The organism is Amycolatopsis sp. NPDC102389, assembly GCF_044765885.1.
In the GTDB taxonomy this organism is placed as follows: Bacteria; Actinomycetota; Actinomycetes; order Mycobacteriales; family Pseudonocardiaceae; genus Amycolatopsis.
On record NZ_JBIWKX010000016.1, the window covers coordinates 63380 to 75746 of the forward strand.

12 protein-coding genes are annotated in these 12367 nt (G+C 70.0%); 4 read left to right on the forward strand and 8 right to left on the reverse strand.

Annotated features, from left to right (window positions below):
• Window positions 1-107: 107 nt before the first annotated feature.
• Together ACIRGA_RS16635 and ACIRGA_RS16640 are read right to left on the reverse strand one after the other, a co-directional pair.
• A complete protein-coding gene (locus ACIRGA_RS16635) occupies window positions 108-452 on the reverse strand; it encodes an STAS domain-containing protein (RefSeq protein ID WP_400941869.1) in 345 nt (114 codons plus the stop codon).
• Between the two features lie 51 nt (window positions 453-503).
• Window positions 504-1055: a hemerythrin domain-containing protein gene (locus tag ACIRGA_RS16640; RefSeq protein WP_400941872.1), complete on the reverse strand. Its 552-nt coding sequence runs from the start codon at window positions 1053-1055 to the stop codon at window positions 504-506.
• 91 nt (window positions 1056-1146) lie between these two features.
• On the opposite strand from ACIRGA_RS16640, the gene ACIRGA_RS16645 reads away from it, so the two are divergent.
• Complete coding sequence (locus tag ACIRGA_RS16645; protein WP_400941875.1) at window positions 1147-1524, forward strand: VOC family protein; 378 nt, start codon at window positions 1147-1149, stop codon at window positions 1522-1524.
• Window positions 1525-1618: 94 nt separating this feature from the next.
• On the forward strand, window positions 1619-2404 hold the full coding sequence (locus tag ACIRGA_RS16650) for an ANTAR domain-containing protein (RefSeq protein ID WP_400941878.1): 786 nt from the start codon (window positions 1619-1621) through the stop codon (window positions 2402-2404).
• A gap of 71 nt (window positions 2405-2475) precedes the next feature.
• Here the strand turns inward: ACIRGA_RS16650 and katG are convergent, their stop codons facing one another.
• Together katG and ACIRGA_RS16660 are read right to left on the reverse strand one after the other, a co-directional pair.
• Window positions 2476-4710 carry a catalase/peroxidase HPI gene (gene katG, locus ACIRGA_RS16655; protein WP_400941880.1) on the reverse strand — a complete coding sequence of 745 codons (2235 nt, stop codon included), beginning with the start codon at window positions 4708-4710 and terminating at the stop codon, window positions 2476-2478.
• Between the two features lie 27 nt (window positions 4711-4737).
• Window positions 4738-5160, reverse strand: a complete 423-nt coding sequence (locus tag ACIRGA_RS16660) for a Fur family transcriptional regulator (RefSeq protein WP_400941883.1) — start codon at window positions 5158-5160, stop codon at window positions 4738-4740.
• 126 nt (window positions 5161-5286) lie between these two features.
• Here ACIRGA_RS16660 and ACIRGA_RS16665 point away from each other — a divergent pair, with 126 nt between their 5' ends.
• The gene (locus ACIRGA_RS16665; RefSeq protein ID WP_400941885.1) at window positions 5287-6228 is read left to right on the forward strand and encodes a hypothetical protein; all 942 of its coding nucleotides are present in this window, start codon (window positions 5287-5289) and stop codon (window positions 6226-6228) included.
• On the opposite strand, the gene ACIRGA_RS16670 is transcribed toward ACIRGA_RS16665, so the two are convergent.
• Genes ACIRGA_RS16670 through ACIRGA_RS16685 form a run of 4 tightly spaced genes read right to left on the reverse strand, consistent with a single transcriptional unit; the run spans window position 6204 to window position 10952 of the window.
• Complete coding sequence (locus tag ACIRGA_RS16670) at window positions 6204-7586, reverse strand: MATE family efflux transporter (RefSeq protein ID WP_400941887.1); 1383 nt, start codon at window positions 7584-7586, stop codon at window positions 6204-6206. The genes ACIRGA_RS16665 and ACIRGA_RS16670 overlap by 25 nt on opposite strands.
• Window positions 7583-8635, reverse strand: a complete 1053-nt coding sequence (locus tag ACIRGA_RS16675) for a PLP-dependent cysteine synthase family protein (protein WP_400941888.1) — start codon at window positions 8633-8635, stop codon at window positions 7583-7585. Before ACIRGA_RS16675 ends, ACIRGA_RS16670 begins: the two co-directional genes overlap by 4 nt.
• Window positions 8632-9978, reverse strand: a complete 1347-nt coding sequence (locus tag ACIRGA_RS16680; protein ID WP_400941891.1) for a Y4yA family PLP-dependent enzyme — start codon at window positions 9976-9978, stop codon at window positions 8632-8634. The genes ACIRGA_RS16675 and ACIRGA_RS16680 overlap by 4 nt, the downstream gene beginning before the upstream one ends.
• On the reverse strand, window positions 9969-10952 hold the full coding sequence (locus ACIRGA_RS16685; RefSeq protein ID WP_400941894.1) for an ornithine cyclodeaminase: 984 nt from the start codon (window positions 10950-10952) through the stop codon (window positions 9969-9971). The genes ACIRGA_RS16680 and ACIRGA_RS16685 overlap by 10 nt, the downstream gene beginning before the upstream one ends.
• A 100-nt stretch (window positions 10953-11052) precedes the next feature.
• On the opposite strand from ACIRGA_RS16685, the gene ACIRGA_RS16690 reads away from it, so the two are divergent.
• Entirely contained in the window at window positions 11053-12315 is a 1263-nt protein-coding gene (locus ACIRGA_RS16690; RefSeq protein WP_400941896.1) for an amidase family protein, read from the forward strand.
• Window positions 12316-12367 lie beyond the last annotated feature (52 nt).

A 12367-nucleotide genomic window follows, 5' to 3' on the forward strand; every position in this document is an offset into this window, starting at 1 on the left:
GTTTCGGGTTCTAACCCGAAACGCCACTCACGACCCGCGCTTGACCAGGGCCGAAGGCTCCTTTCACCGCATTAGACGCGACGAAGGGAGCCTTCATCCCACCATCCCTAGCCGGCGGCCATTTTCAACGTCGGCAAGAGCCCGGTGAGCTCGATGGCCCGGCGTACGACCTTTGAGGGCGCGAAACTCAGGTCGATCCCGGCCTCCTGGCAGTGACGATTCAGCTGCACCAGCACGGAAAGACCCGAGGAATCGCAGAAGCCGACGCCGGTCATGTCGATCACGGCGGTCCGGGGGCCGTCCGCCAGCAGATCGAACAGCTCGGTCCGGAGCCGGGGGCTGGTCGACACGTCGATGTCGCCCGCCACCTCGACGGTGATGGCTTCCTCGGAGCGGGCCGTCTCGACGACGATGAGAGGAGCGGCCTGCCCGGCTTCGGAGTCGATCGCCATCCATCGACGGTAGAAGCGTGCGCCCCCGTCCGCAACCGTCGCGCCGGGAGGTCAGGAGGACTTGGCCACCTCGCGCGCGATCTCGTCCTTGTCCATCTTCGAAGCACCCGTCACGCCCGCGTTGCGCGCCTGGGTCAGCAGCTCCCGCTTGGTGGCCTCACCCGGACGGTCGCCGAGATGCGAAGTCCGGCTGCTCACGAAGGCCTCCCCCAGCTCGCGCCGCCGCGCTTCGTTCAGTTCGCGCCGCATCTTCGGCAGGACGGTGGATTCCTCTTCCTTCACGTGATGCGTGACAGCCTCGACGAGGTCGGAGAGCACCTTCTCGAACCGCTTCGACTCAGGCTCGGTCGCGTTCAGCTCGGCGAGCAGCCGCTCGGCTTCGGCGTGTTCCTTCTGACCGTGCGCGACGTCTTCGGCCTCGTCCGCCTCGCCCTTGGCGGCCGGGTACACCTCGGCCTCCTCGGCACGGCTGTGCGCGGTGAGCAGCGACGAGAGCACCGGGACGAGCAGCGGTCGCTTCTCCGGATGCCGCTCGAGTTCGTGGAACAGCCGTTCCACCTCGCGATGGTCCTGCATGATCAAGTCCACGACATCGCCCGCCACGGCCAGCTCCTCGGTTCGGGATCAACTCGACGTCCTCGGATACCCCCTCCGCACGGATCCATGCGCCGAATCCCCGGGCTATCCTCGCCGGATGGCCTGCCGTATCACCGAACTCATCCTCGACTGCGCCGATCCGGTCCGGATGGCGGCGTTCTGGTGCGAAGTGCTCGGATACGTCGAGATCGGCAAAGAAGGCGAAGACATCGAGATCGGCCCTCCCGGCGTCGGCTTCGGCGGTCCTCAGCCCACTCTGATCCTGAGCCGCAGTGACGATCCGAAACCCGGCAAACTCCCCCTGCACATCGACGTGAACCCCACCGACCGCGATCAGGACGCCGAACTGGAGCGGCTGCTCGCCGCCGGGGCACGGCCCGCCGACGTCGGCCAGACGGGGGAAGAGTCGTGGCACGTGCTCGCCGATCCCGAAGGAAACGTGTTCTGCCTTCTGCGCAAGCGGGTCGACCCGTAGAACAGTCCACAAAGGACTGGACGGCCGCCGGTTGGCCGACGGCGCCACCGGGTATCCGTCGAGGGACACCGAACCCGACAGGGATGGTCAGCTGATGGCGAACGAAGCACTGTGGCAGCGCGACAAGGACGAATTCGGCTCCGGCGAGTACAACGCGGCGGGGCCGCTGGCCGGGCTGTTCGTCGAACTCACTCGCCTGCTGCTGGCCGCTTCGACGCCCGCTCAAGTCCTCGAACAGATCGTCGCCGCCGCGTACCGGGTGGTGCCGGGCGCGGATCTGGTATCGGTCACCCTCCGCGCCCCGGACGGGACCTTTCACACCCCTGTCTCGACCGGCGAGGTGGCGCTGGAACTCGACCAGGTGCAGTACCGCGCCGGAACGGGACCCTGCGTCGATACGGCCGACAGCGGAAGCCCCGGGTACACCCGCAGTGAGGACCTGAAGGCGGAGAAGCGGTGGCCGGAATTCTCCGCGGCGGCCGTGCGGCACGGTTACACCGCGATCCTGTCCACCCTGCTGATACCCGACGCGAACCCGCCCAGGATGCCCGGCGCGCTGAACATCTACAGCCACCGCCCCGGCGCCCTCGACTCCCGGGCCCAGGACACCGCGCTCCTTCTGGCCACCCATGGCTCACTCGCGCTCGCGACCACCAACGCCGTGAGCCGGGCGGATCTGGAGGCGAGCCATCTCCGGCGGGCCGTCGAATCGCGCGACGTCATCGGGCAGGCGAAAGGGATCCTCATGCAACGCCGCGGCCTGACCGCCGACGAGGCCTTCGACCTGCTGCGCCGGACCTCCCAGGACCTCAACGTCAAACTCGCCGAAGTCGCCCGCACCCTGGCCGACCGGCATACGGAGCTCGACACCGATCCGTGAAGGGCCCCTTCCCTACCCTCAAGGTAGTGAAGGGGCCCTTCACGACATCGCCGGCGTGAGCCGCCGTGGAGTCAGGCGAGGTCGAACCGGTCCAGTTCCATGACCTTGGTCCACGCCTTGGCGAAGTCCGCGACGAACCGCTCGCGCCCGGCCTGCCCCGCATAGACCTCCGACAGCGCCCTCAGCTGCGAGTTCGAGCCGAAGATGAGGTCGACCGGGGTGGCCGTCCACTTCACGGCGTCCGTGGCGACGTCGCGGATCTCGTACACGTTCTCCTCGGTCTCCGACCCCTTCCACCTGGTGCCCGGGGAGAGCAGGTTGGTGAAGAAGTCGTTGCTGAGCACGCCGGGCCGGTCGGTGAGGACGCCGTGCCGGGTGTCGCCGGCGGTGATCCCGAGCGAACGCAGGCCGCCGAGGAGGACGGTCATCTCCGGGGCGGTCAGGTCGAGCATGTACGCGCGCTCGACGAGCAGGACCTCCGGCTGCAGCTTCTCCTCGGGACGCAGGTAGTTGCGGAACCCGTCGGCGCGCGGTTCGAGCAGCGCGAACGACTCGACGTCGGTGTCCTCCTGCGTGGCGTCGGTGCGGCCGGGGTGGAACGCCACGCTCACCTCGGTCCCGGCGTCGCGCGCGGCCTTCTCGACGGCGGCCGTGCCCGCCAGCACGATCAGGTCGGCCAGCGAGATCTTGGCGCCACCGGCGTCGTTGAACTCGCGCTGGATGCCTTCCAGCGTCTCCAGGACACTCCTGAGCTGCTCCGGCCGGTTGACCTCCCAGTCACGCTGGGGCGCCAGGCGGATCCGGGCACCGTTGGCGCCACCGCGTTTGTCGGTGGACCGGAAGCTCGCCGCGGCCGCCCACGCCGTGCCGGCCAGTTGCGCGACCGTGAGCCCGGATTCGAGCACCTTCGCCTTGAGCGCGGCGATGCCGGCGTCTCCCACGAGCTCGTGGTCGACGTCCGGCACCGGGTCCTGCCACAGCTGCGGCTCGGGCACCCACGGTCCCAGGAAGCGGCTGACCGGGCCCATGTCGCGGTGCAGCAGCTTGTACCAGGCCTTGGCGAACGCGAGGGCGAACTCGTCCGGGTTCTCCAGGAAGCGGCGCGAGATCTTCTCGTACGTCGGGTCGACGCGCAGCGCCAGGTCCGTGGTGAGCATGGTCGGCTTGTGCTTCTTGGCCGGGTCGTGCGCGTCCGGGATGATCGCCTCGGCGTCCTTGGCGACGTACTGCTTGGCGCCGCCGGGGCTCGTGGTGAGCTCCCATTCGTAGCCGAAGAGGATCTCGAAGAACCGGTTGCTCCACTGCGTCGGCTTGTCCGTCCACGTCACCTCGAGCCCGCTGGTGATCGTGTCGGCGCCCTTGCCGCTGCCGTGGGTGCTCAGCCAGCCGAGGCCCTGCGTCTCGAGCGGGGCGGCTTCGGGCTCCGGGCCGACGTGGGCATCGGCGTCGCCCGCGCCGTGGGTCTTGCCGAAGGTGTGCCCACCGGCGATGAGCGCGACGGTCTCCTCGTCGTTCATCGCCATCCGGGCGAAGGTCTCCCGGATGAAATGCGCCGCCGCGGCCGGGTCCGCGTTGCCGCGCGGCCCCTCGGGGTTGACGTAGATGAGCCCCATCTCGGTCGCGCCGACGTCGGGGACCATCTCGGTGTCGCTCGCGTAGCGCTCGTCACCCAGCCAGGTGTCTTCCGGGCCCCAGAAGATCTCCTCGGGCTCCCAGGTGTCCACCCGGCCGAAACCGAAGCCGAACGTCTTGAACCCCATCGACTCCAGCGCGACGTTCCCGGCGAGCACGAGCAGGTCGGCCCACGAGATCTGCTGGCCGTACTTCTCCTTGACCGGCCACAGCAGGCGCCGCGCCTTGTCGAGGTTGGCGTTGTCGGGCCAGCTGTTGAGCGGGGCGAACCGCTGCGCGCCGTCCCCGGCCCCGCCGCGGCCGTCGTGGATGCGGTAGGTGCCCGCGGCGTGCCAGCTCATCCGGATCATCAGGCCGCCGTAGTGGCCGAAGTCCGCGGGCCACCAGTCCTGCGAGGTGGTCAGCACCTCGGTGATGTCCCGTTTGAGCGCGTCGACGTCCAGCTTCGCGAACTCCTTGGCGTAGCTGAAGTCCTCGCCGAGCGGATTGGCCTTGGGCGAGTGGGCGTGCAGCACCGAGAGGTCGAGCTGGTTGGGCCACCAGTCCTTGTTGGTGCGCGGGCGGCCACCCGTCTTCGGCGTCGGCGAGTCGATCGCCGGGTTCTCGCTCTCGCTTCCGTGCGCGGTCACGGAGTCGTGGGCCACCGGGCAGCCCTTCTCCGGGTTGTCACTCATTTCTTTCCTTCCGAGCAGGCGAATTCATCACTGGACAGGTTCGGCCGCGCAGCCGGGGCACAGGCCCCAGTAGACGACCTCCGCTTCGTCGATCACGAACCCGTGATCGCCCGAAGCGGTGAGACAGGGGGCATGGCCGACGGCGCAGTCGACGTCCTCGATCGCACCGCAGGAACGGCACACGACATGGTGATGGTTGTCCCCCACCCGGGTCTCGTAACGGGCGAGCGCGCCGGCGGGCTGGATACGCCGGATCAGACCGGTTTCGGTGAGCGCTCGCAGCACGTCGTACACCGCCTGGTGGGAGACCGTCGGCAGGTCGGCCCGCACCAGGGTGATCACCGTTTCGGTGTCGACGTGCGGATGATCGCGCAGCGCCGCGAGCACGGCCAGCCGGGGCCGAGTCACGCGCAGCGAAACCGCTCGCAGCTGTGCCTCGAAGTCGGACATCACCAAGGACGATAAGAGCGTCTTTGGAACGGGTCAAATCAAGTACCCCGGCGAGTGACGGCCGGTTTCGACCGCACCGACACCGGGTAGCCGTGGACCGAGCCATGACTTGCGTGAGGTGAGTTCATGACAACGACCGGCCGTATCGGTATCGCGGAAGTCGAACGTCTCGAAAACGCGGTCGATACCCTGCGCGCGTTGGACTATCGGCAGGGCGGCGCCTTTTCCCACGACGCGGTGCGTGTCGTGAAGTCGGTCAGCCTGCTGCTCAACTGGGGCGCGGTCCCCGCCGGGCTCCGGCCACGATTGCTGACCGTGCTCGCCGATCTGCACAATCTGCTCGGCTGGACGGAATTCGACATCGGCCGCCGCGTTCCGGCGCGGCTCCGGTTCGACCGCGCGCTCGGACTCGCCGCCGCGGCGGGCAACGACGATCTCATGGCCAACATCTGTTATCGCCTCGGCAGGCTGGCGCTGCACCATGACGACATCGAAGGCGCGTTGTGCCATCTCCGGCAGGGCCGGGCCGCCGCCCACCGCTCCGGTTCCGCGCGGGCACAGGCGATCCTGACGATCAACGAGGCGTGGGCGCTGGCGAAGGCCGGCGACGAGCGCGCCGCTCTCGCGAGCCTGAACCGGGCGGAACGTCAGTTCGAGAGCGCGGACACCTGGGCGGCGCCACGCCCCTGGGAAGCCTTCTTCGGCACCACGGACATGGCCGCGATGCGGGGGACCGTCCTGACCGAATTGGCCAGGACGGCCACCACCCGGCACAGCGACGCGGCGATCGCGCGGCTACGCGAGGCCGTCGGCGGCTACGGCGCCGAAATGTCGCGCAGCCTGGCGCTCACCTTGATCATGCTCGCGCAGAACCACGCGCTCCAGGGCGATTTCGACGAAGCCGTCCGCACCGGCACCGAAGCGGTGGAACTCGCGCGCGGCCTCGGTTCCACCCGCACCAAGGACCGGCTCGCGCCGCTGGCGGCACTTCTGCGCGAACACGCCGATCCCGCCTCCCGCGACCTGCTCGCCCGGATCGACGGCTATCGCGCCGAACCGAGCCCTTGACCGGCGAAACGCCGTCCGAGCAGTACCGCGGTCGCCGCGAAGCCGAGGCACAGACCGGCCCAGACTCCCCAGCCGCCCCAAGCGAACACGTAGGCGCACAGGAACATGGCCGGCACGCCCACCGCCCAGTACCCCACGAGAGTGCAGCGGAGGCCGGAAACGGTGTCACCGAGCCCACGCAGCAGGCCGACGAGGATGTTCTGCGTTCCCTTGCTGTACTGCTGGGCGATGGCGAACACCAGCAGCGCCGACGCCGTGCCGAGCACCACCGCGTCGGCCTCGTCGTGCAGGAACGGCCACAACAGCACCTGCGGCACCAGCACGTACGCCAGGCTCACCACCGCCATCAGGGACCAGGAAAGCGTGAACGCCTGGCGGGCGATCACCGGCGCCCGCCATCGCTCGCCGTGGGCGACCGCCCGACTGACCAAAATGGACGATCCCTGCGACAGCCCGATGTTGGCCTGGTAGACGACGTAGGCGAGCTGGTTCGCGACGTTCGACGCGGCGAGCATCGCCGGGCCGAAGGCACCCATCAGCATGGTCGCGATCGACGTGATCGCCGCTTCCGACCCGTACGTGAAACAGATCGGGGTCCCGTGCCGGACGATGCGCCGGACCACCGCCGGATCCGCGCGCCACAGCGCGAGCGACAGCATGGGGCGCAGCAACGGATCCCGCCGCAGGGCCGAGGCGAACACGGCGAGCGTGAAGAACTGGACCAGCGTCGTCGCCAGGCCGATACCGGCGACGCCCAGTTCGGGCAGGCCCGCCCAGCCGTAGATGAAGGCGGCGTTGAGGGCGGCGTTGACCGCGATCGACACCAGCGTCACGGCGAGGAGCGAACCCGGACGCCGTAGCCCGACGGCGAACTGGCGCACCACGTTCAGCCACACCATGGGGAACAGCCCGCCGGCCAGCGCGAACATCATCGCCCTGGCGAGCGACACGATCTCCGGTTTCTGGCCGAGCAAGGGCAACGCGGCCGACAGTCCACAAAGGACGGCCGCGCCGAGCGCCGCGGTCAGGGTCGCGACGAGCAGCGCCGACCGCAGGAGCGACCGGATCTCGTCCCGCGCGCGCTCGTCGAGTTCGCCGGTACCGGTGCGGAGTTCCCCGGCCCCGGCCGCCGTCGCCACGAGATTCCCCACGCCGGTGACCATGCCGACGCACATCGTGCGGATCTGGTTGTAGAGCAGGATCGCCAGCCCGCCCGCCGCCACCGCGGTGACCCCGAGCAGGCCGAGCATGGCCAGGTCGACGCTGGTGAGCGCGACCTGTGCCAGCTGGATTCCCGCGATCGGCGCGGCCAGCGCGACGAGCCCCCGGTATCCGCGCGTGGCCGCCATCGTGGTCATACGCCCACCGCCACCGGACGGTCCGTCCGGTCGCGGATGGCCACCCGGACGGACGCGGCGTAGGTGGCGAACCAGCGCTCCATCCGGCGGTGGGCCAGCTCGTCGAGCACGCCCCTGGCGCGCAGCCACTCGTCGTCGTACACCGAATCGAGGTACTTCTCCCCCGCGTCGTTGCACAGCACCACCACGACACTTCCGGCCGGATACGCGTAGAGGCGCCGCAGCGCGACGTGGATCGCGCCGCCGGTGGTCCCGCCGACGAGCACGCCGGTGCGCCGGGCGACGACGCGGGCCCCGGCGAACGCGTCGCTGTCGGAGACGCGGTGGGCTTCGCCGATCACCGACCGGTCCACGTTGTCCCCGATCGGGAAACCGGCCGGGCTGCCGGCCCCGGTCTGGTGGTAGATCCCCGGCGCGCCACCGAAGATGATCGAACCGACGGGTTCGACCGCCACCGCGTGGGTGCCCGCTCCCGCCGCGCGCAGGGCGCGGGCCGTACCGCACAGGGAGCCACCGGTGCCGATCGCCGCGACGAGCACGTCGACGTCGCTGAGCTGTTCGAGAAGTTCCCGAGCCAGCCCGGTGTAGCCGTTGCCGTTGCCGGGATGGTTGTGCTGATCCGGGTGGTAGGCACCGGTTTCCGCGGCGATCCTGGCCGCGACCAGGCGCCGCTGGACCGAGCTGACCCCGCCGTCCGGCGGACAGTCGACGAACACCAGTTCCGCGCCGAGCGCGCGCAGCATCCCGAGCTTCTCGCGGGCGGCGTGGTGATCGACGACGGCGGTGAACCGGTAGCCGCGTTCCAGCGCGACCAGCGCGAGCCCGTTCCCGGTGTTGCCGGACGTGGGTTCGACGATATGCCCGCCCGGCCGCAGCCGTCCTTCGAGCTCCGCCTCGTCGATCATCCGCCTGGCCATGCGCACCTTGCACGAGCCGGTGGGGTTGAGGTGGTCGAGTTTGAGCAGCAGGCGCGTCCCGGTGCCGGTGCGCGCGAGCTCCAGCAGCGGCGTGTTCCCGATCAAGTCGGACGCGCGCCGGACGATCGTCATCGGATCTCCTGGATCGGGTAGTCGGTGTCGACGTGCCAGTGATCGCCGTCGATCACCACTTTCGGCGGCAACGGAAGCTGGTGGAAACCGCTCTCGTTCTTGTCCATCTGGTAGCCGGCCGTGTTGGGGTACACGAGCAGATCGCCGGTCCGCGGCCTCGCGGGAAGCTCCACCGCACGCCAGGTCAGCACGTCGTACTCCATGCAGCTCGACCCCGCGACGACCGTGCGCACCGGTGTGTCACCCGGCCCGTCCCGGCGCACGAGGAGCGGGTCGGGCAGGAACTCGCTGCCCTTCCACTGCTCGGACAGGCTCATCGACAGGCCCGCGACCGTGGTGATCAAGTGGTCTTCGGCCGGTTTGCAGCCCAGCACCGGGAACACCGAGAACCCGGCGCCGTCGACGAGGGCCCGGCCCGGTTCGAGCAGCAGCTCGATCCCGGCCGCGCGCAAGCGTTCCGCGAGCGGTTTCCCGTCGATCTCGTGCCGCAGGATCGCGGTCACCATCGCCGCCCCGGACGGCGCCTGGTGGTACGGGTAGGTCCTGGCCGGGTTGCGGCCGGCGTGGAACCAGCCGTCGTGCCTGCCGGATTCGAACCGTGCCCACGCGTCGGCGTCCACATAGGACACGGCGATCCCACCGCCGGCACTGATCTTCGACGCGGGATGCCCGAGCGCGCGGGCGTCGTGGCACAGATCGATCAGGTACGCGGCGAGTTCCGCCCGTGGCGCGGGCGCGTAACCGTCGAGGTGGAACGAGAAACCGCGCAGGGCTACTGGTCCGCCGCACTGGCGCACAGCCGCCTTCAAAGCGTCGGGGGCGAAACCGAACCGGCTCTGCGGCGCGGACGGCGGCCGCACCCGCAGCAGCACTTCCGCCGTCTCCCCGAGCTCAGTGGCCATGCGCGCGACGCGTTCCAGCTCGTCGGCCGCGTCCACCGCGATGAGACAGCGATGCCGCAGGGCGAGCCAGAGGAGGCCGTCCGGTTTGGCGGCGCCGGTGACGCCGATCGACTCGCCGCGCAGACCGTTTCCAAGCGCGTGCACCAGTTCGGGCACGCTCGCGACGTCGACCCCCGTGCCAGGACGCGTGCACTCCCGCAGCCACGCCGCCGCCTTGTTCGCCTTCTTCCCGTAGTAGACGGTGCCCTCGACGCGTTCGGCGGCGAGCGCCGCGACCATTCCCTCGAGGTTTTCGGCGAACGTGGCGGGATGGATGACGTGGAACGGGCCGCCGCCGACACCGCGGGCGATGTCCCACAACGTCTCCGAGGCACGCAAGCGCGGCGCCCAAGGACGTTCGAGCGCGGGCAGGGGCGGGGACAGGGTGTCGATCACGTCCACAGGGCCACCTCGCGGCCGCGGCCGGCGGCGATGGCGCGGGCGGCCAGCGCGTGCGCCACCGGGATGTCGGTGATGATCATGCCGCTGCTGAAGGCGAACACCCGGTCTTCGTCACCGCGACGGCCGGGAGCACGGCCCGCGAGGATCTCCGGCAGTTCGGCGTCGATCCGGAACACGCCGTCCGGACCCGCCATCCGCTGCCCGGTCACCTCGACCTGCGCGCCGTTGGTGGCCACGGTGTAGTCGGCCTCGGCGAGCGTGCCCTCCTGGACTCCCTTGCTGGCGACCGAGATCAGCAGCCCGCCCGGAGGCAGCCAGCCGAGACGGATCTTCGGATGGGCCGCCCGGCCCGACGCGGCGACCACGATGTCCGACTCGCGCGCCGCGGCCTCCACGTCGTCGACGAGTTCGACCGCGCGGTCCGGGAACCGCTCTTCGAGCGCGGCGACGCTGTCGCGAAGACCGTCGGGATGCGTGCCGAACAACCGCAGCCGTTCCAGCTCCGGCAACGCGGTGAGCAGGTACGGCAGCGTCCGGATGCCCTGCGCGCCGGTGCCGACCATGAGCGCGGAGCGCGCGCCCGGCCGTGCGCACGAACGCGCGATCAGCGCGGTGCTCGCCGGCGTACGGGTGGCGCCGACGCGGTGGCAGTCCATGAGCGCGAACGGCAGGCCCGTGGTGTCGTCGTAAAGAGTGATCGTCGTGTAGTACTTCTCGGCCGACGTGCTGCCCTGGCGGTAGCTCGTCTTGAACGCGGCCTGTTCGAGGGAACCGTCGTAGCCGAGCATCGAGTACGCGACGGCGTCCCGCGCGGGATCCGGCATCGGCACCATCAGCTTCGCCGGATTCCGCGAGGCTCCGGCCGCGTAGGCGAGGTAGCCGTCTTCGACCATGGTGAGCGCCTCGACCGGGGTGAGTTCGAGGTTGTGCAGATCCGAGCGCGTGAGAATGTGCAGCGAGGGACCGGAGCGCATGAACGATCGACCTTTCTCGTGGGAAGGTGGCGCGCCGCAGCTTAATGAAAATGATTGTCTTTTTCGATGACTGTGGTCCTTGTCACGCTAGGCTGGCGCCGTGAGTGGACCTTGGAGCGCCGTCCGGCATCTCAACGCGATCAGCCATCTCGCGCCGGCCAGCGGCATCCCGGAGGCGAGTGGCCCGCTCACCGGAATCCCGATGGTGGTCAAGGACAACATCCACGTCGCGGGCATGCCGAACACCGCGGGAACCCCGGCACTGGCGCGCCACGTTCCGCGCGAGCACGCGGAGGTGGTCCGGCGCCTGGTCGACGCGGGCGCCGTCGTCATCGGCAAGGGGGCCATGCACGAACTCGCCCTCGGCATCACCTGCGACACGACCCCGCTCGGCCCGGTGCGCAACGCCCACGATCCGTCCCGCTTCGCCGGGGGCAGCAGCGGCGGCACCGCGGTCGCCGTCGCGGCGGGCATCGTGCCCGCCGGACTGGGCACCGACACCGGGGGTTCGGTCCGCATTCCCGCGGCGCTCAACGGGGTCTGCGGTTTCCGGCCCACCACGGGCCGCTACCCGTCCGGCGGTATGACGCCGTTGAGCGGCACCCGGGACACGGCCGGGCCGATCGCCCGCACGGTCACCGATCTCGCGCTCCTCGACGCGGTTCTCGCGGGAGACGAACCGGAACCCCTGATCGAGCGCCCATCGATCCGGCTGGGTGTACCGCAGGGCTTCCTGACCGGCGACCTGTCCGAGGACGTCGAGGAACTCTGGGAAGCCGCTGTCGCCCGTCTGCGCGCGGCAGGGGTCGTCTTGGTGCCGATCGACGACACACCCCTCGCCGAACTCGTCGTCGATCAGGGAATGCCGCTGGTGATCCACGAAGCGGGAATCGGGCTGCGGTCCTACCTCGCCGAGTACGTGCCCGAGGTCTCGTTCGAGCGGCTCGTTCGCGAGATCGCCGCGCCCGACGTCCTGGCGATCTTCGCCGAGTCGGTCGTCCCGGGCGTCGAGCCCGGCGTCTACGAGGCGGCCCTCACCACCCGTTCGGCCCTGCGCCGCACCTACGCGAAGATCGTCGAAGAGAGCGGCATCGACGCGCTGGCCTTCCCCACCACACCGGCGACGGCCCGGGATTTCTCGGCCGTCGAGAGTTTCGTCCACCGCGGGCGCGCGGTCCCGACCTTCCCGACCTTCATCCGCAACTGCCAGCCCGGCAGTATCGCGGGATTCCCCGGCCTGACCGTCCCGATGGGGCGCGACCGCGACGGGCTGCCCGCCGGGCTGGCGCTCGACGGTCTTGCCGGCGGCGCCCGGGAACTGCTGGCCGCCGGGGCCTTCGTCGAACGGGTTCTGGCGGGGTAAGGCGAACGTCCCAGGTGTCGCGAAAGCCACTTTCGGGACATCAGACGTCGCG